Annotated in this window: 14 protein-coding genes and 1 pseudogene; 7 read left to right on the top strand and 8 right to left on the bottom strand. The window is 69.0% G+C overall.

What is annotated here, in order from left to right:
• Positions 1 to 206: 206 nt before the first annotated feature.
• The 3 genes from ACKN61_RS21935 to radC all read right to left on the bottom strand — a co-directional run bounded on the left by ACKN61_RS21935 (position 207) and on the right by radC (position 3,682).
• Positions 207 to 1,142, bottom strand: a complete 936-nt coding sequence (locus ACKN61_RS21935) for an SPOR domain-containing protein (RefSeq protein WP_408951225.1) — start codon at positions 1,140 to 1,142, stop codon at positions 207 to 209.
• Complete coding sequence (gene argS, locus ACKN61_RS21930; RefSeq protein WP_408951224.1) at positions 1,143 to 2,831, bottom strand: arginine--tRNA ligase; 1,689 nt, start codon at positions 2,829 to 2,831, stop codon at positions 1,143 to 1,145.
• Between the two features lie 176 nt (positions 2,832 to 3,007).
• Positions 3,008 to 3,682: a DNA repair protein RadC gene (gene radC / locus ACKN61_RS21925; protein WP_408951223.1), complete on the bottom strand. Its 675-nt coding sequence runs from the start codon at positions 3,680 to 3,682 to the stop codon at positions 3,008 to 3,010.
• 169 nt (positions 3,683 to 3,851) lie between these two features.
• Between radC and coaBC the strand changes: the two are divergent.
• The 3 genes and pseudogenes from coaBC (at position 3,852) to ACKN61_RS21910 (ending at position 8,037) form a co-directional block, all read left to right on the top strand.
• A pseudogene (gene coaBC / locus ACKN61_RS21920) lies at positions 3,852 to 5,068 on the top strand (bifunctional phosphopantothenoylcysteine decarboxylase/phosphopantothenate--cysteine ligase CoaBC).
• A gap of 47 nt (positions 5,069 to 5,115) precedes the next feature.
• The gene (gene dut / locus ACKN61_RS21915) at positions 5,116 to 5,574 is read left to right on the top strand and encodes a dUTP diphosphatase (protein ID WP_408951222.1); all 459 of its coding nucleotides are present in this window, start codon (positions 5,116 to 5,118) and stop codon (positions 5,572 to 5,574) included.
• A 147-nt stretch (positions 5,575 to 5,721) separates the two neighbouring features.
• On the top strand, positions 5,722 to 8,037 hold the full coding sequence (locus ACKN61_RS21910) for a phosphomannomutase/phosphoglucomutase (RefSeq protein WP_408951221.1): 2,316 nt from the start codon (positions 5,722 to 5,724) through the stop codon (positions 8,035 to 8,037).
• 133 nt (positions 8,038 to 8,170) lie between these two features.
• Here ACKN61_RS21910 and ACKN61_RS21905 read toward each other — a convergent pair whose 3' ends face one another.
• From ACKN61_RS21905 to ACKN61_RS21895, 3 genes are all read right to left on the bottom strand, one after another.
• Positions 8,171 to 8,827: a hypothetical protein gene (locus ACKN61_RS21905; RefSeq protein WP_408951220.1), complete on the bottom strand. Its 657-nt coding sequence runs from the start codon at positions 8,825 to 8,827 to the stop codon at positions 8,171 to 8,173.
• 144 nt (positions 8,828 to 8,971) lie between these two features.
• Complete coding sequence (gene pyrE, locus ACKN61_RS21900; RefSeq protein WP_408951219.1) at positions 8,972 to 9,634, bottom strand: orotate phosphoribosyltransferase; 663 nt, start codon at positions 9,632 to 9,634, stop codon at positions 8,972 to 8,974.
• Positions 9,631 to 10,185, bottom strand: coding sequence for a GNAT family N-acetyltransferase (locus tag ACKN61_RS21895; RefSeq protein WP_408951218.1), 555 nt, complete (start codon positions 10,183 to 10,185; stop codon positions 9,631 to 9,633). Before ACKN61_RS21895 ends, pyrE begins: the two co-directional genes overlap by 4 nt.
• Before the next feature lie 55 nt (positions 10,186 to 10,240).
• On the opposite strand from ACKN61_RS21895, the gene ACKN61_RS21890 reads away from it, so the two are divergent.
• The 3 genes from ACKN61_RS21890 to ACKN61_RS21880 all read left to right on the top strand — a co-directional run bounded on the left by ACKN61_RS21890 (position 10,241) and on the right by ACKN61_RS21880 (position 12,854).
• Positions 10,241 to 11,014 carry an exodeoxyribonuclease III gene (locus ACKN61_RS21890; RefSeq protein WP_031371324.1) on the top strand — a complete coding sequence of 258 codons (774 nt, stop codon included), beginning with the start codon at positions 10,241 to 10,243 and terminating at the stop codon, positions 11,012 to 11,014.
• The gene (locus ACKN61_RS21885; protein ID WP_408951217.1) at positions 11,004 to 12,407 is read left to right on the top strand and encodes an AmpG family muropeptide MFS transporter; all 1,404 of its coding nucleotides are present in this window, start codon (positions 11,004 to 11,006) and stop codon (positions 12,405 to 12,407) included. Before ACKN61_RS21890 ends, ACKN61_RS21885 begins: the two co-directional genes overlap by 11 nt.
• 99 nt (positions 12,408 to 12,506) lie before the next feature.
• Positions 12,507 to 12,854 carry a hypothetical protein gene (locus tag ACKN61_RS21880; protein ID WP_408951216.1) on the top strand — a complete coding sequence of 116 codons (348 nt, stop codon included), beginning with the start codon at positions 12,507 to 12,509 and terminating at the stop codon, positions 12,852 to 12,854.
• Between the two features lie 32 nt (positions 12,855 to 12,886).
• On the opposite strand, the gene ACKN61_RS21875 is transcribed toward ACKN61_RS21880, so the two are convergent.
• Both ACKN61_RS21875 and ACKN61_RS21870 read right to left on the bottom strand, forming a co-directional pair.
• Positions 12,887 to 14,065, bottom strand: a complete 1,179-nt coding sequence (locus ACKN61_RS21875; RefSeq protein ID WP_408951215.1) for an anhydro-N-acetylmuramic acid kinase — start codon at positions 14,063 to 14,065, stop codon at positions 12,887 to 12,889.
• 489 nt (positions 14,066 to 14,554) lie between these two features.
• Positions 14,555 to 16,006, bottom strand: coding sequence for a M23 family metallopeptidase (locus ACKN61_RS21870; RefSeq protein WP_408951214.1), 1,452 nt, complete (start codon positions 16,004 to 16,006; stop codon positions 14,555 to 14,557).
• Positions 16,007 to 16,198: 192 nt separating this feature from the next.
• Between ACKN61_RS21870 and tyrS the strand changes: the two genes are divergently transcribed.
• Positions 16,199 to 17,428, top strand: a complete 1,230-nt coding sequence (gene tyrS, locus ACKN61_RS21865; protein ID WP_031371319.1) for a tyrosine--tRNA ligase — start codon at positions 16,199 to 16,201, stop codon at positions 17,426 to 17,428.
• Positions 17,429 to 17,818 lie beyond the last annotated feature (390 nt).

Raw genomic sequence — 17,818 nt, 5'->3', positions numbered from 1 at the left:
GCGAATCTCCGGTCGCCGGATGCGCACGCGCTCGGAGGCGAATGGTTGGTGGACAGCGACGCAGCGTTGCCGGTCGCGAACGGCGCGAGTGTCGGGTCGCGGTCTTGCGCGGGGATCGCGGTCAACAAAAAGGCCGGGCTTGTGGCCCGGCCTTTTTCTTTTGCGCCTGTTTCCTTTGCGCCTGTCGCCGCCGTAGCGGCGCGGGTTTACTGCACCTTGATCGCCATGCCGGGCAGGCCGCCGTCGGCGAGCTTGCGCTTGGCGTCGGCCAGGTCGCTGGCCGTGCCGTAGGGGCCCATGCGCACGCGGTACACGGTCTTGCCGCTGATCTGCGCCGATTCCACGCGCGCGCCGAGGCCGAGCATCGCGATCTTGGCCTTCATTTCCTCGGCCTGTCCGGAAGCCTGGAAGGCGCCGGCCTGGAGCAGATAGCGGGTGTTGTCGCTGGCCGCGGCGGGCTTGGCGACGTTGCCCTGGGTCGCGGCGACGGCCGGCGGCTTCGGCGTGACCGAAGTGGCCGGCGGCGGGGTCGCGCTGGCGACCTGGACCGGCGGTGCGGCGGTGCGGGTCGGCTCGACGGCGATGGTGTCGACCGGCTTGGGCAGGCTGACGGTGGTCGCGGTGGTGGTCGAGGCAGCGGCCGGCGTCCGCGTCGGCGGCGCGGTCTGCACCGCGGTCGCGGCCTGCACCGGCTGCGGCTGGGCCGCGGCGGTCTGCGCGTTCCTGCGCTGTTGGGCGGCGCGGCGCTGCTCTTCGGCGGCTTCGGTCGCGGCGAGTTCGGCATCGCTCATCTCGACTTCCTTGCCCGGCAGCAGGGTGTAGAAGTCGTAGTCGGTGCCGTCCTTGCCGGTCTTGTCGTCCTTGGCCTTGGCGTCGGCCGCATCGGCGTTGCGCGCCGGCTTGGCCGCCGCGCTGCTGTCCTCGGGCGCGACCGGCTCTTCATCGGCCGTGACCGCGGCCGGCTGGGCGTCGGGGTTCGGCTGCGGACGGAAGAAGCCGTCGCCGTCGGACTTGAGGTATTTGGGCGCGACCAGGATCAACACGACACCCAGCAGCAGCCCGATCACGCCCCAGGCCCAGCCCGGCAGGCTGTCGTTGCCCTGGTTGCGCTTGGCCTGAGATTTTCCGCGTCGTGCTGCCACTTACATTACCTCCGGGGCGTTCACCCCAAGTAGTCCGAGACCGTTCGCGAGCACCTGGCGCGTCGCCGCGGCCAGCACCAGGCGGGCGTGGCGCTGGGCGTCGTCGTCGACCAGGAACTGGTGGTCGTTGTAATACGTCTGGAAGGTCTGCGCCAATTCGAGCAGATAACCGGCGATCTGGTGCGGCTCCAGATCGCGGCCGGCGACCGCGACCACGTCGGGATAGCGCAGCAGGGTCACGATCAGCTCGTGCGCGGCGGCGTCGTTCAGGTCCAGCGGCTGGGCCAGGCCGTGCGCCGCGTCATAGGACAGGCCGCGCTCGGCGAGTTGGCGCATCAGGCCGCACATGCGCGCATGCGAGACCTGGACGTAATAGACCGGGTTGTCCATCGACTGCGAACGCGCCAGGTCGATGTCGAAGGTCAGCTGCGAATCGGGTTTGCGCGCGATCAGGAACCAGCGCACCGCGTCGCGGCCGGCTTCGTCGATCAGGTCGCGCAGGGTCAGGTAGCTGCCGGCGCGCTTGGACAGCTTCACTTCCTCGCCGCCGCGCATGACCGTGACCATCTGGTGCAGCACGTACTCGGGCCAGCCTTGCGGAATGCCGACGTCGAGCGCCTGCAGGCCGGCGCGCACGCGCGCCAGCGAGCCGTGATGGTCGGCGCCGAGTTCGGTGATCGCGCGCTCGTAGCCGCGCTGCCACTTGCTCAGGTGATAGGCGACGTCCGGCACGAAGTAGGTGTAGGTGCCGTCGGACTTGCGCATCACGCGGTCTTTGTCGTCGCCGAAATCGGTCGAGCGCAGCCACAAGGCGCCGCCTTCTTCGTAGGTGTGGCCGTGGGCGATCAGCTCGCGCACGGTTTCCTCGACTTTCTCCTGCTCGTACAGCGAGCTTTCGAGGAAGTACACGTCGAAACCGACGCCATAGGCGGCCAGGTCGGCGTTCTGCTCGCGGCGCAGATAGGCCACGGCGAAACGGCGGATCGCGTCGAGGTCGTCGACGTCGCCGGCACCGGTGATGCTGTGGCCGTCGACTTCGACCGTGGCGCCGTCGAGATAAGCGCGGGCGACGTCGGCGATGTAGTCGCCGCGATAGCCGTCCTCGGGCCAGTCGGTGTCGCCGGGCGTGCGCCCTTGCGCGCGCGCCTGCACCGAGATCGCCAGGTTGTTGATCTGCACGCCGGCGTCGTTGTAGTAGAACTCGCGCGCGACGTTCCAGCCGTTGGCGCCGAGCACGCGCGCGATGCAGTCGCCGATCACCGCCGCGCGGCCATGGCCGACATGCAGCGGGCCGGTCGGGTTGGCCGAGACGTATTCGACGCCGGCGCGACGGCCGGCGCCGCTGGCGTTGCGGCCGTATTGCGCGCCTTGGGCGAGCGCCTCGCCGAGCTGGCGGCGCCAGGCCGCTTCGTCGACGTGGAAGTTGATGAAGCCCGGGCCGGCGATCTCGACCCGGCCGAGATCGGCGCTGGCGGGCAGCGCGTCGATCAGCTTCTGCGCGATCTCGCGCGGGTTGCTGCGCGCCGGCTTGGCCAGCAGCATCGCGGCGTTGGTCGAGAAGTCGCCCTGGGCGCGGCTCTTGGGTCGCTCGATGACGAAATCGGGTGTGGACAGGTCGGCCGGCACGGTGCCGGCTGCGCGCAATGCGTCGATGGCCTGCGCGACGAGCGCATGTAGGGTGGCTTTCACAGGGGACTTTGCGATTCGCAGGGCATTACGGAACCGCGCATTTTACCCGTATCGAACGGGCTTGCGCGGGCGATCGACGGCTTCGTCGGGCCGCGGATATTCCGTCCTGGCACGTCCAGGCGTCGTGAGTGCGGGGCGGAGCGGTCGGCCCCCCGGGCCATCGTCCCGAACGGGGTTCAGATCCAGCCGCGCGCGGCCATCGAGATCGGCAGGCCGTCGCCGACCACGAAATGGTCGAGCAGGCGGATCTCGACCAGGGACAGGGCCTGCTTCAGGCGGGCGGTGACCGCGCGGTCGTCCTGGCTGGGCTCGGCGTTGCCGCTGGGGTGGTTGTGGCCGACGATGACCGCCGCGGCGTTGCGCTGCAGGGCGCGCCGGACCACCTCGCGCGGATGCACCTCGGCGCCGTTGATGGTGCCCTGGAACATTTCTTCGAAGCCGATCACGCGGTGACGGGCGTCCAGGAACATGACCGCGAACACCTCGTGTTGCAGGCCGCGCAGGCGCTGGGCGAAGTAGCGCCCGGCCGATTCCGGGTCGGTCAGGGCGGTGCCGCGGTCGAGCTCGGCGCGCAGGCAGCGCGTGGCCAGTTCCAGCGCGGCCTTGAGGGCGCAGGCGCGGGCCGTGCCTATGCCGCGCATGCGCACCAGCTTGGCCGGCGGCTGGTCGAGCAGGTCGCGCAGGGGGCCGTGCTCGGTCAGCAGCCCGCGGGCGGTGCCGACCGCGTCCTGGCCGCGCAGGCCCGAGCCCAGGAAAATCGCCAGCAGCTCGGCGTCCGACAGCGAGCCGCTGCCGTGGGCGAGCAATTTTTCGCGCGGGCGTTCCGCGCTGGGCCATTCGTGGATTCTCATGGCTGCATCCTGCGCGGTGCCGGCCAGAGGCGGCATCGGGGGCGTGCGGGGCATCGGGTAAGCTAGACCGCCGAGAGGGTGTAGGGATTCGCCGACGCGGCGTTCGTCGCGGCCGCATCACTCATCGTCTCCGAACCTGCATCGAGAACCGAACGAGCTCCGGCCGCCCATGGCGCAAGACAATTCCCTGCCGCTGCACGACCAGCGCATCCTGCTTTGCGTCTGCGGCGGCATCGCCGCCTACAAGGCGGCCGACCTGGTGCGGCGCCTGCAAGACGCCGGCGCCCAGGTGCGCGTGGCCATGACCGAGAACGCCACCCGCTTCGTCGGTGCCGCGACCTTCCAGGCCCTGTCCGGCCATCCGGTCCGCAGCTCGCTGTGGGACGAGGCGGCCGAACTGGCGATGGGGCATATCGAACTGGCGCGCTGGGCGCAGCGGATCCTGATCGCGCCGGCCACCGCCGACATGATCGCCAAGCTCGCCCACGGTTTCGCCGACGACCTGATCAGTACGCTGTGCCTGGCTTCGGAAGCGCCGGTCGCGATCGCCCCGGCGATGAATCACCGCATGTGGGGGCATCCGGCCACCCAGGCCAATGTCGCGACCCTGCGCGGGCGCGGCGTGGCGTTCTTCGGCCCCGGCGAGGGCCGCATGGCCGAGCCCGAATCCGGTCCGGGCCGTTTGCTCGAACCGCAGGAACTGGTCGCCGCCCTCGCCGGAGCGACGGCATGAGCGGCGCCAGCCTCGCCGGCCGGCGCCTTGTCGTCAGCGCCGGCCCGACCTTCGAAGACATCGACCCGGTTCGCTTCATCGGCAACCGCAGCAGCGGCAAGATGGGCTTCGCGATCGCCGAGGCCGCGGCGCGTCGCGGCGCCCGGGTGGTGCTGGTGGCCGGCCCGGTCGCCCTGGCGACCCCGGCCGGGGTCGAACGGATCGACGTGCGCTCGGCCCGGCAGATGCGCGAGGCGGTGATCGGGGCGTTGCCGGCCGATGCCTACGTCGGCGCCGCCGCCGTGGCCGACTATGCGCCGGCGCAGGTCGCGCCCGGCAAGATCAAGAAGAAGGACGAGCAGCTCACCCTCGAGCTGGTGCGCACGCCCGACATCCTGGCCGAGGTCGCCGCGCATCCGCAGCGTCCGACCCTGGTCGTCGGCTTCGCCGCCGAGACCCACGACGTCGAGTTCTACGCCCGCGGCAAGCTGGAAAAGAAGCGGGTCGACCTGATCGCGGCCAATCGCGTCGGCGTGGCCGGCAGCGGTTTCGAAAGCGACGACAACGCGCTCACCGTTTACTGGCGCGAGGGTGCCCGCGCCCTCGGCCCGGCGCCGAAGACCCAACTCGCCGACGAGCTGCTCGACCTGATCCTCGCGCGCTGGCCGGCCTGAGCCGCGCGCGGCGCGGCGGCGCCCTCCCTGTCCGGACTTCCAAATCAATGAACCACACGCTCGAACTCAAGATCCTCGACGCGCGGCATGGCCACGAATGGCCGCTGCCGAGCTATGCGACCCCGGCCAGCGCCGGCCTCGACCTGCGTGCGGCGCTCGACGAGCCGCTGATCCTGCACCCGGGCGACACCGCGCTGGTGCCGTCGGGCCTGGCCATCCATCTCGGCGACCCGACCTTGTGCGCGGTGATCCTGCCGCGGTCGGGGCTGGGCCATAAGAACGGCATCGTGCTCGGCAACGGCACCGGCCTGATCGACGCCGACTACCAGGGCCCGCTGCTGATCAGCGTGTGGAACCGGGGCCGCGAGACTTTTACGATGCAGCCGGGGGATCGGATCGCCCAGTTGGTGGTCCTGCCGATCGTGCGGGCCAGCCTGCAGGTGGTCGACGAGTTCGAAAGCAGCGCGCGCGGGGGCGGCGGTTTCGGCCATACCGGGGTGCGCTGAGCGAATTACGGGTGCCATGGCACACATCGTGCTAGACAACCACGGGAGCGACCGCGCCACGAGGCACAGTCGACGGAATGATCCGCGGCCCCGGTGCAGACTGGGGTATCGCCCGCGCAAGGCACAGACAGGGGAAAGGTTCTGGCAATGGTCGATGTGAAAATGGAAAAGCCGCAGCTGTCGCTGGCGCAAATCAAGCCCGTGCTGCTGCCGGCGGCGTTCGTCTGTCTGCTGCTGACCCTGTGGTTCGGCTGGAGCGGCGTCCAGCAACATCGGGACGCCTCGCGCCGGGCCGATCTGGTCAGTGCGCGCGACAAGGCGATCAGCGCCGCCCACGACGCCCTCGGCATCGAGCATAAGCGCCTGCGCGAGCGCATGGCGGCCCCGGAAATGCAGGCCGCCCTGCAAGCCGGCGACCTGCAGCGCGCCGCGACCCTGCTGACCCAGAGCTGGCCCGGTGCCAAGGCCGGCGCGGTGTTGCCGCCCGACCTGGCCGGCGACTATGCGCAACTGCCGAAAAGCGGCTACGGCCGGCTCGCGGCGATGGAAGCGGCGATCGTCGCCGGCAAACCGACCGCGGCGATCGTGCGCGACGGCGGCAAGCCGGTGCTGGCGCTGGCGGCGCCGGCGCGCGCCGGCGAGCAACTGGTCGGCGTGGCCTATCTGCAACTGCCTTTGCAGCGCATCAGCGACGGCATCGAAAAGGCCGACGTCGACGGCAGCAGCTACCTGGCCTTGCGCCAGGGCGGCTTCAGCGTGATCGAACGCGGCGACACCTCGCTCGGCAACGGCGCCGAGGCGATGGCGGCCAAGATCCCGGGCAGCGACCTGCGCCTGGCCGCGGCCGTGCCGGACGTGCCCGGCGGCCCGTTGGGGCTCGGTGCGCTGAGCTGCTTCATTGCCGCGGTGGTGTTCGGCCTGCTGGCGTTCGTGCTGATGCGCCTGCGTCAACGTGCCTACCGCACGGTGCCGGTCGAGGACGAAGGCCCGGTTCAGACTTTGGCTGAGACCATGTCGGTCTCTCCACTCGAAGCGACCGATGCCAACGTGACCGAAAGCCAGAACTCCGCCGCGCCCAAGGCCGTGGCCATCGACGGCGGAATCTTCCGCGCCTACGACATCCGCGGCGTGATCGGCCAGACCCTGGACCCCGGCATCGCCCAGATGATCGGCCACGCCATCGGCTCGGTGATGCACGACCAGGGCCTGACCGAGATCGTGGTCGGCCGCGACGGCCGCCTGTCCGGCCCGGCGATGATCGAAGGCTTGATCGCCGGCCTGCGCAAGGCCGGCCGCAACGTCATCGACATCGGCCTGGCGCCGACCCCGCTGGTCTATTTCGGCGCCTATCACCTGCGCGCGGGTTCCTGCGTCTCGGTCACCGGCAGCCATAACCCGCCGGACTACAACGGCTTCAAGGTCGTGGTCGGCGGCGAGACCTTGTCGGGCACGGCGATCACCGACCTGTACCAGCGCATCGTCGGCGGCCGTCTGCACACCGCGGCCGAGCCCGGCACGCTGGCGCAGCGCGACATCTCCGAGGACTACGTCCAGCGCATCGCCTCCGACATCCAGATCGACCGTCCGCTCAAGGTGGTCGTCGATGCCGGCAACGGCGTCGCCGGCGACGTCGGGCCGCGCGTGCTCGCCGCGATCGGCGCCGAGGTGACCCCGCTGTATTGCGAGATCGACGGCGAGTTCCCGAACCACCACCCGGACCCGAGCGAGCCGCACAATCTGGTCGACCTGATCAAGATGGTCGACCGCCTCAACGCCGATCTCGGCATCGCCTTCGACGGCGACGGCGACCGCCTCGGCGTGGTCACCCGCGACGGCCAGAACATCTTCCCGGACCGCCTGTTGATGCTGTTCGCGGCCGACGTGCTCGAGCGCAACCCGGGCGCGATGATCATCTACGACGTCAAGTGCACCGGCCGCCTGCCGGGCCACATCCTGCGCCACGGCGGCAGCCCGCTGATGTGGAAGACCGGTCACTCGCTGATCAAGGCCAAGATGCGCGAGACCGACGCCGAACTGGCCGGCGAGATGAGCGGCCACTTCTTCTTCAAGGAGCGCTGGTACGGCTTCGACGACGGCATCTATTCGGCGGCGCGCCTGCTCGAGATCCTGTCGGCGCAGCCGCAGAGCCCGACCGACACCCTCAACGCCCTGCCGAGCGGCGTCGCCACCGCCGAGATCAAGGTCGACGCGCCCAACGGCGACCCGCACAGCTTCGTGGAGCGTTTCGTCGCCGAGGCTTCGTTCGAAGGCGCGCGTCTGTCGACCATCGACGGCCTGCGCGTGGACTTTGCCGACGGCTGGGGCCTGGTGCGTGCATCCAACACCACGCCGATCCTGGTCATGCGCTTCGACGCCGACACCCACGAGGCGCTGGTGCGGATCCAGGACGCGTTCCGCGCCCAGTTGCTGGCGCTCAAGCCGGACCTGAAGCTGCCGTTCTAAGCATCGAGGCGATGCCGGCCCGGCCGGCATCGTGCCGACAGCGCATACGAAAACGCCGCGGCTAGCCGCGGCGTTTTCGTTGCTGGAGTTGTCTGCCGCAGCCGCTCGCTGCGGTCGGCGGCAGTGGCCGGGCTCAGCCCTGGTTCGGCCGGCGCGCCTTCATCGTGTGGTAGCGCTCCAGGGCGGCGGCGAGGTCGTCGTCGGCCACGCTGCGCTCGGCCAACTGCTGCTTGAGCATGTCCTGCTGGTGCATCAGCTCTTCGTGCTGGTGACGGATGTTGTCGGCCAGGGTCTTGCTCACCGGCTTGGTACCGAGCTCGGCTTCGCCGGCGCGGCGCAGCAGGCTCAGCAAGGTCTGGCGACGGCCCTCGATGCCGAGCTGCGAGGCCTTGACGGTCTCGTCGAGCAGGATGATCCGCTCCTGGAACGAGTCGCGCAGCTCCTGTTCGGTCGCGTAGGACTCGGCCATGGCGTGGTCGCGGCGCTTGCGCGCCTCTTCGGCCATGGCGGCGCTGCGTGCGGCGCGTGCGGCCTGGTCGGCGAGCACGCGTTCTTCCGGGGTCAGGGCGCGATCGACCTGGCCGGTCCGCAGGCCGCTGCGTGCGCTGATCTCGGTGCGCGCGCTGTCGACGGCATGCGCGGGCAGGGCGTCGCCGCAGACCTTGCGGCCGCCTTCGTTCCAGCAGTAAAGCTTCTTGGCCGGGCTTCCCGCGTCCGCTTGGGCGTTGGCCAGCGGCGCAGCGAGCGCCAGCAGCAGCGCGCTGGTCAGCAGGGTATGGAATCGGTTCATGTCGCCCTCGTGCCGTCGAACGGTCGGCCAATCGGCAAAGAACCAAGCAAGAGTCGGGCCATGTCGGTCTCCTCTTTTGTGCCTGCGATCACAGAGCGGGTGTCGTCCAACGCCGCATCCGTCTTCTGCGCCGCCGTGCGGCGATCAGGTTTCCGCGCTACGGCCGTAGGCGCTGCGATAAGCCAGCAGGCGTTCGCGCTGTGAGGCGAACTCTGCACTCTCGCCGGTGAAGGCGAGGAGGTCGTCGAGGGTCGCGATCGCGACCACCGGCAGAGCGTGTTCGATTGCGACAGTTTCTGCCGCCGAGCGTCGGGATTGTGCAGGGTCCACGGCTTCCTGGCGGTCGAGCGCGATGACGATTCCGGCGACGCTGCCGCCGGCCTCGGCGATCAGGCCCAGCGCCTCGCGGATCGCGGTGCCGGCGGTGATGACGTCGTCGACGATCAGCACGCGGCGGCCCGCCAGGGGGGCGCCGATCAGCATGCCGCCTTCGCCGTGGGCCTTGGCTTCCTTGCGGTTGAAGGCCAGCGGCAGGTCGCGGCCGCGGCGCGCGTATTCGCAGCCGAGCGCGGTCGCCAGCGGAATGCCCTTGTAGGCCGGGCCGAACAACAGGTCGAACTCCAGGCCCGCGGCCTGGATCGCATCGGCATAGCAAGTCGCCAGCCCGGCCAGCGCCGCGCCCGAATCGAAACGGCCGGCATTGAAGAAATAGGGACTGACCCGGCCCGACTTGAGGGTGAACTCGCCGAAGCGCAGGGCGTCGGCGTTCAGGGCGAGCTGGAGGAAGCGATGGCGATGGTCGGTCATGGCGAGATCGGGTCGGGGGAAGAGGGAATCAGGCGCAACAGCATCAGGTGCTGCGGGCCGGCGTTGCCGCCGTGGAACAGCTCGCCGGTGTCGACGAAGCCGGCCTTGAGATAGGCCGAGATCGCCGGGCGGTTGCGCACGTTGACGGTCAGGGCGAGCAGGCGGCGCTGCGGATGGCGCAGGCGCAGGTCGTCGCGGCAGGCGGCGATGGCGCGCGTGCCGTAGCCGCGGCCTTGCTGGGTGCGGTCGATCATGTAGGCGCGCAGGCCCACGCCGGGCTCGCCGAGCGAGCGCCCGGCGATCGCCTGGACGCTGAAGTCGAGCCGGTAGAAGCCGACCACGCGGTCGTCGGCCAGCACCGCCATCGCCTCGCTGTTCGGGTCGCGCCAGGTGTCGGCCAGGTTGAACGCGGTGTCGCCGACGAAGGGCAGTTGCTCGGGGGCGACCTGCAGCGCGCGCACCGCGGGCGCCAGCGCCTCGTTCACCGGCAGCACGCGCACGGCGGCCGCGGAATCGCTGAAAACGGAGGTCGCCACGGTCATGGCCGACATGATACCCGTGCCCGGCCGTTGCTATGATCGTGCGCACTTCGGATGTGGAGCGCGCATGCGCATCATCAGCTTCAACGCCAACGGTCTGCGCTCGGCCACGACCAAGGGCTTCTTCGACTGGTTCAAGACCCAGAACGCGGACGTGCTGTGCGTCCAGGAGACCAAGGCCCAGGAACACCAGTTGGCCGGGCCGGCCTTCCTGCCCGACGGCTACCGCGCCTATTTCCGCGACGCCACCACCAAGAAGGGCTACAGCGGCGTGGCGATCTATAGCCGGCGCGAGCCCGACGAGGTCCGCACGGCCCTGGGCTGGGCGCCGTTCGACGAAGAGGGCCGCTACATCGAGGCGCGCTTCGGCAACCTCAGCGTGGTCTCGTTCTACATCCCGTCCGGTTCGTCGGGCGAGCTGCGCCAGGGCTTCAAGTTCGAGGTCATGGAATGGCTGAAACCCATTCTCGACCAATGGCTGGCGAGCGGCCGCGACTACGTCCTGTGCGGCGACTGGAACATCGTCCGCACCCGCCTGGACATCAAGAACTGGACTTCGAACCAGAAGAACTCCGGCTGCCTGCCGCCCGAGCGCGACTGGCTCAATGGTGTGTGCATGGACGAAAGCGGCTGGGTCGACGCCTACCGCAGCTTGAACGCCGAGGGCCAGGACTACACCTGGTGGAGCAACCGCGGCGCCGCGCGCGCCAACGACGTCGGTTGGCGCATCGACTACCAGTTCGCCACCCCGAGCCTGCGCGACCGTCTGCGCGGCTGCTCGATCCTGAAGGAACCGCGCTTCTCCGACCACGCGCCTTTCAGCGTCGACTATGACCTCTGAGACCGGGGCCGCGGCCGCGCGCGCGGCGCCGCCCGCGCGCAAGGGCTGGCGGCTGGTGCTCGCCAACCTGCGCGAGCCCAAGGTCCTGGTCATGCTGTTGCTCGGGTTCAGCTCGGGCATCCCGATCTACCTGGTCGGCAACACCCTCGGCTTCTGGATGCGCGAGAACGGCATCGAGTTGTCGACCATCGGCTTCCTGTCCTGGGTCGGGCTGGCCTATTCGCTGAAATTCCTGTGGGCGCCGTTGGTCGACAAGCTCGACGCGCCGGTGCTGGGGCGCTGGCTCGGCCGGCGCCGCGGCTGGATGCTGCTATCGCAACTGGTCGTCGGCGTGGCCCTGGTCGGCATGGCTCTGGTAGAACCGCGCCAGGGCCAGTTGCTGCTCGGCGGGGTCGCCTTGAACCACTTGCTGGTGTTCGGCGCGCTGGCGCTGGTGGTGGCCTTCGCCTCGGCGACCCAGGACATCGTCATCGACGCCTGGCGCATCGAAAGCGCATCCAGCCCCGAGCAGCAGGGGTTGCTGACCTCGACCTCGACCCTGGGCTACCGCGGCGCCCTGCTGGTCACAGATTCGTTGATCCTGATCCTCGCCGCGCAGGCCGGCTGGTCGCTGTCGTACGGCGCGATGGCGGCGTTGATGGGGGTCGGCGTGCTGGCGACGGTGTTGGCGCGCGAGCCGGCCGCTTCGGTGCTCGCTGCGGCGAGCCCACACCCGACGCTGTTCTCCGCTCGAGGCTTGTTCGACGCCCTGGTCGGCCCGTTCGTGGCCTTCTTCCGCCAGCACGGCCAATGGGCGCTGTTGATGCTGCTGACCATCAGTCTGTACCGGTTGCCGGATTTCCTGTTCGGACCGATGGCCAATCCGTTCTACGCCGACCTCGGCATGGCCAAGGAAACCGTCGGCGCAGTGCGCGGCTCGTTCGGTCTGGTCGCGACCATCGCCGGGGTCGCCGCGGCCGGCCTGACCGCGGTGCGCTTCGGCTTCATTCAGACCCTGCTCGCCGGCGCGGTGCTCGGCCCGGGCTCGAACCTGGCCTTCGCCTACCTGGCCTTGCACGGCAACGACCCGGGCGTGTTCACCGCGGCGATGGTGATCGACAACTTCTGCAACGGCTATGCCGGCGTGGCCCTGGTCGGCTACATGTCCAGCCTGACCAACGTCGGCTATACCGCCACCCAGTACGCGCTGCTGAGCTCGTTCTACGCCTTGCTGGGCAAAGTGTTGAAGGGCCTGTCCGGCGTCGCGGTAGAGCACCTGGCGATCGATCGCAGCCTGCTCGAGGCCTACTCGCTGTTCTTCGTCGGCACCGCGTTGGTCGGCATCCCGGCCTTGCTGTTGTGCATCGTGCTGGTGGCGCGCAAACCGCCGACGGCGGTACAAACCGCGGCTTGATCGCGGCGCCTCGCGTCCGCCAGCGGGCGCCGGCCGTCGGTGCAGTCGAGTTCCTGAACGCGAATCCAGCAACTTCGTGTTGCTATCGATACGGCAACGATGGCACTTTGCTCGCCTGTGGCCGACATCATCCTGCACAACCTGGACGCCATCCTGGCCGACCGCATTCGCCGGGTCGCGGAGACGCGTGGCTGGAGTCTGCAGCGCACCGCACTGCACCTGATCGAGAGCGGCTTGTTCGCGGTCGAGGCCGAGATGGTCGGGCGTTTCAGCGATACCGACGCTTCGGCGTTGCAGGAAGCGATCGCGGCGTTGGAGCACATCCCCAGCGACCCGGGGTTCTCCCTGATCGGCCGCGCCGAACCGGCCGAGCCCAAGCCGAGCGGTCCGGATTTCAGCAGCCTGGAACTGCTCGAAGAGTTCCGCATCAACACCGACTCGGCCTGAGGCCGGATCGCGCCGACAGCCAGCGGACGCAGTCAGGCGGCCGGATGCACCGTGCCGAGCACGCGCGGGCCGCGCGCGCCGGTGACGCTGGGCAGGTTGCCCGGCAGTCCGCTCAAGGTTTGCCGTGCCAGCCAGGCGAAGCCCATCGCCTCGACGAAGTCCGGGTCCAGGCCGTAAGGCACGGTCGACTCGACCGCGACCCCGGGCAGATGCGCGGCGATCCGCTCGAGCAGGGCGCGATTGCGCACGCCGCCGCCGCAGGCCAGCACCCGCTTCGTCGCCGGCTGGTGCGCGCGCAAGGCATCGGCGGTGGTGATCGCGCTGAGTTCGAGCAAGGTCGCCTGCACGTCCTGTGGCGCCTCCGCGCCGCTCAGGCGGGCCTCGACCCAGGCCAGGTGGAATTGCTCGCGTCCGGTGCTCTTCGGCGGCGGCAAGGCGAACCAGGGCTCGTCGAGCAGGCGCGCAAGCAGGTCCGCATCGACCGTGCCGCGCGCGGCGAAGGCGCCGTCGGCGTCGAACGCCGTGCCCAGGTGGCGCAGCGCCCAGGCGTCCATCAGGCAATTGGCCGGCCCGGTGTCGAAACCGCGCACGTCGCCGTGCGCCGGCAACAGGGTGAAGTTGGCGATTCCGCCGAGATTGAGCGCGGCCCGGTCCTCGGCGTCGGAATGCAGCAAGGCGGCGTGGAAGGCCGGCATCAGCGGCGCGCCGTGGCCGCCGGCGGCGACGTCGCGGCGGCGGAAATCGGCCACGGTGGCGATGCCGCTGCGTTCGGCGATGACCGCGCCGTCGCCGATCTGCCAAGTGAAAGGATGGCGGCCGTCGTAGCCGGCGCCGGCCGGGCGATGGCGCACGGTCTGGCCGTGCGAGCCGATCGCGGCGACCTCGGATACGGCCACGCCCGCCTCGCCGATCAGGCTCAGCGCCGCGTCGGCGAAAGCTTCGGCCACCTGCACGTCGAGCGTGCCCAGTTCTTCCAGCGAGCGCGCGTCGCCGCCCTGGCCGAGCGCGACCAGGCGCTCGCGCAGCGCCTCCTGCCAGGGGTAGGTGCGGCCGAGCACCAGCTCGCAGCGGGTCGGCGCAGCGCCGTCTGCGAAGCGCACCAGCGCGGCGTCGATGCCGTCGGCGCTGGTCCCGGAGATCAGTCCAAGATAAAGGCCTGAAACAGGCGTAGCGGTGCCAACAGCAGGCGGGACCGAAGAATTCTCAACCACGACGAAGCTCCAAAAGGCCTGAAAGGGGCGTAGCGACGCCAGCGGCAGCCGGGACCGAAGAGTTCTCAACCACGACGAGGCTCCAAAAGGCCTGAAACAGGCGTAACGGTGTCACTGGCCGCCGGGACCGGAGAATTCTCAACCACGACGAAGCTCCAAAAGGCCTGAAACAGGCGTAGCGGTGCCAGCGGCAGCCGGGACCATGGTGAAGATTCCTGTGAGGGAGACGACGCGAGTGGCCGCCGGGACCATGGTGAAGGTTCCTGTGAGGGAGACGACGCGAGCGGCAGCCGGGACCGAAGAATTCTCAATCACGACGGAGGCTCCCAAGGCCTGAAGCAGCCGGGACAGCCGAATTCTCAATAACGACGAGTTTCCTGTAAGACATAGCGCCCCACGGTAACGCGTCCTATCCCCGCATGGCATCCATGACGCCATCCCAAAAAGCACGAAGGCCTCCGAAGAGGCCTTTCGCTTGCCGCGGCCCGGTCAGGCCTTGGTCGTCTTCTTCTTCGCGTTCGTCTTGGCCGGCGCCGCCGGCGCGGGGCCCGCATCGGCGTAGATGATGTTCTCGACCTGGCGGATCCGCGCCAGGGCCACGCCGGTCTGAGTGCGGAACTGGGCCAGCGCCATGCCGCTCAGCGGCTCCGGCGGCGGCATCGTCACCGACAGCGGGTTGCGGTGCACGCCGTTGATGCGGAATTCGTAATGCAGGTGCGGGCCGGTCGCCAGGCCGGAGCTGCCGACATAGCCGATCACCGTGCCCTGGCCGACGTGCTGGCCCGGCCGGATGCGGCCGAAGTTCGACATGTGGCCGTACAGCGTGGTGTAGCCGCGGCCGTGGTCGAGGATCACCGCGCGGCCGTAACCGCCCTTCCAACCGACGAACTGCACGCGCGCATCGCCCGCGGCCATGATCGGCGTGCCGGTGCCCGCGCCGTAGTCGACGCCGGTGTGCATGCGGATGCGGCCCAGCACCGGATGGCGGCGCGAACCGAAGCCCGAGGTCAGGCGCGCATACGGAATCGGCATACGGATGAAGCTCTTCTTGAGCGGGCGGCCGTCGCCGGTGAAGTACTCGGCCTTGCCGCCGCGCTCGAAGCGGAAGCCCGTATGCAGGCGGCCTTCGCTGGTGAAGGTCGCCGCCAGCACCGGGCCGGTGCTGAGCAGTTCGCCTTCGCGCCAGGTCTGCTCGACCACGACGCTGAAACGGTCTTCGGCGCCTACGTCTTCGTTGAAGTCGATGTCGTACTTGAAGATGTCGTCGGTCAGCGTATTGATGTTGGCCGGCGTCAGCCCGACCTTGCGCGCCGAGCGGAACAGCGACTTGCCGACCTTGCCGCTGAGGACCACGGTGCGGCTCTCGGTCGGGCGGGTGATGATCTTCTGGGTGATCTTGTCGCCGGCGAGGCTCAGCTCGATGCGGTGACTGTCGTCGCGGTCGTAGCGGAAGGTGCGCAGGCTGCCGTTGACCGGCATGTCGAAACCGAGCTCGGTGCCCGGTTTCATGCGCTTCAAGGTTTCCTTGGCACCGGGCTGTTCGAGGATCTTGTGCATCGTCGAGGCTGGAATGTCGAGGTCCTTGAACACCGAACCCAGGGTCTCGCCGCGATTGATCCGCACCAGCTGCCAGCTGTCGCCGTGTTCGCCGCGGACGCGGGCGATCGGCAGCGGTGGCAGGGCGAGCGCCAGGGATTGGCGCGGCTCGTGCACGCGCACCGAGGCGGTCGACTGGCTGAAGCCCGGCACGATGGCCGCGACCATCATGCCCAGGGTCGCGAACAGACCGGCCTGCACCCACTGGCGGCCCGACCAGCGGCCGTTGAATCCATCGGAAAGATGACGCGCCAACACGGGGCGGCGCAAGGCGGCTTCACGCAGTGCTTTCAGTCGTTCGCGGCGTTGCGCGCCTACACTGGAAGCCTGCTCGGGTACTGTCATTGGTTGAATCCCTCGCGTGAGGTGTGAAGGCCGCGTAGCGGCGTTACCATAGTCACACGAGTAGTACGCGTCAAACCCTTGAGCTGAATGGGGTTTTTGTCTCCAGCCGGCCCAGTTTCGTTTAACTCCCAATTAACCTGAATCCGTGACCGCGTTCGCACTCCGGGGCGTGGCCGCCGAGCGAGTCCCCACGTGTCCTCATCCGTACAAGAAGCCCTCGACCTGATCGCCCGCGGCGCCGACGAAATCCTCAAGCGCGAGGAGCTCGAAGCCCGCCTCACCGCATCCATGAAGGCCGGGGGCCGCCCGCTGCGGATCAAGGCCGGTTTCGACCCGACCGCGCCCGACCTGCACATCGGCCACACCGTCCTGCTCAACAAGATGCGGCAGTTCCAGGACCTGGGCCATCAGGTGATCTTCCTGATCGGCGACTTCACCGGAATGATCGGCGACCCGACCGGCAAGAACGTCACCCGCAAGCCGCTGACCCGCGAAGACGTGCTCGCCAACGCCCAGACCTACGCCGACCAGGTGTTCAAGGTGCTGGACAAGGAGCGCACCGAGGTCCGCTTCAATTCCGAATGGTTCGGCCAGATGAGTTCGGCCGACATGATCAAGCTCGCCGCCCAGCACACGGTCGCGCGCATGCTCGAGCGCGACGATTTCGCCAAGCGCTATGCCGCCCAGCAGCCGATCGCGATCCACGAATTCCTGTATCCGCTGGTGCAGGGCTACGACTCGGTGGCCCTGCAATGCGACGTCGAACTCGGCGGCACCGACCAGAAATTCAATCTGTTGATGGGGCGCGGCCTGCAGGAGCATCACGGCCAGCCGGCCCAGATCGTCCTGACCATGCCGCTGCTGGAGGGGCTGGACGGCGTCAACAAGATGTCCAAGTCGCTCGGCAACTACATAGGCATCAACGAGCCGGCCATCGACATCGTCACCAAGACGATGAAGATCGACGACGTGCTGATGTGGCGCTGGATCGACCTGCTGAGCTTCGAGATCGGCATCGCCGAGGCGGCTCGTCTTAAAGACGAGATCGCTGCCGGCCAGCTGAACCCGCGCGACCTCAAGATGCGCCTGGCGCGCGAACTGGCTGCCCGCTTCCATGGGGCCCAGGCCGCCGAACAGGCCATGGCGGGCTGGAATGCCGCGGTGCGCGGCGAGGGCGATATCGCCTCGCTGCCATTGACCGACGTCGGTGTGCCGGCCGAGGGGCTGCGTATCGCCGCCTTATTGGTGGCTGCCGGGCTGATGCCGAGCAATGCCGAAGGCAACCGCAAGCTCAAGGAGCGGGCGGTCAAGGTCGACGGCAACGTCATCGAAGACCCGCAGCAGGTGTTCACCCCGGGGTTCGAGGGCGTGCTGGCCGTGGGCAAGCGCAATTTCGCCCGGGTTCGCCTGGTCGCTGCCTGAGCCGTCGGCGCCTGAGCAGAGAGCCGGCTGGCTGCATTGCGACGCTTGCGGATGCCAGCGCCGGATGGGCCTCCGGCCTGCGATACGCCACGCGACAGGCGAAATGCATCCCTCGAGCGGTGTCCTTCTCCCTCTCCCAGTTGCGGGAGAGGGGCGGGGTGAGGGCCGACCCAGGTCGCAAACCACCCGTTAAGCCCGTCGCATAAGGCTTTCCACCGCGGCCGCGAAATTCCCTGTTCATTTTTTTCGAAATCGCTTCCCAAGCCCTGTTCATGTATGCATAATGCGCGGCCCCGCTGAGCAGATGCATCGCACGGCGGGGACGCGCAGAAAGAGCGGTTTCGACAGGTGTTGACGGTCTGAAACATTGCTGTAAGATGCGCGGCCCGC

Source organism: Lysobacter sp. Hz25, assembly GCF_046097045.1.
Taxonomy (GTDB): domain Bacteria; phylum Pseudomonadota; class Gammaproteobacteria; order Xanthomonadales; family Xanthomonadaceae; genus Lysobacter; species Lysobacter antibioticus_B.
Note: the sequence above shows the minus strand (reverse complement) of the source record. Positions and strands in the feature narration are given on the sequence as shown.

What these genes read in the sequence shown, in the direction of transcription:
- radC (WP_408951223.1), bottom strand. Translation starts at nt 3,682, where the DNA reads ATGAGAATCCACGAATGGCCCAGCGCGGAACGCCCGCGCGAAAAATTG.
- dut (WP_408951222.1), top strand. Translation starts at nt 5,116, where the DNA reads ATGAACCACACGCTCGAACTCAAGATCCTCGACGCGCGGCATGGCCAC.
- ACKN61_RS21910 (WP_408951221.1), top strand. Translation starts at nt 5,722, where the DNA reads ATGGTCGATGTGAAAATGGAAAAGCCGCAGCTGTCGCTGGCGCAAATC.
- ACKN61_RS21905 (WP_408951220.1), bottom strand. Translation starts at nt 8,827, where the DNA reads ATGAACCGATTCCATACCCTGCTGACCAGCGCGCTGCTGCTGGCGCTC.
- pyrE (WP_408951219.1), bottom strand. Translation starts at nt 9,634, where the DNA reads ATGACCGACCATCGCCATCGCTTCCTCCAGCTCGCCCTGAACGCCGAC.
- ACKN61_RS21895 (WP_408951218.1), bottom strand. Translation starts at nt 10,185, where the DNA reads ATGTCGGCCATGACCGTGGCGACCTCCGTTTTCAGCGATTCCGCGGCC.
- ACKN61_RS21890 (WP_031371324.1), top strand. Translation starts at nt 10,241, where the DNA reads ATGCGCATCATCAGCTTCAACGCCAACGGTCTGCGCTCGGCCACGACC.
- ACKN61_RS21885 (WP_408951217.1), top strand. Translation starts at nt 11,004, where the DNA reads ATGACCTCTGAGACCGGGGCCGCGGCCGCGCGCGCGGCGCCGCCCGCG.
- ACKN61_RS21880 (WP_408951216.1), top strand. Translation starts at nt 12,507, where the DNA reads ATGGCACTTTGCTCGCCTGTGGCCGACATCATCCTGCACAACCTGGAC.
- ACKN61_RS21870 (WP_408951214.1), bottom strand. Translation starts at nt 16,006, where the DNA reads ATGACAGTACCCGAGCAGGCTTCCAGTGTAGGCGCGCAACGCCGCGAA.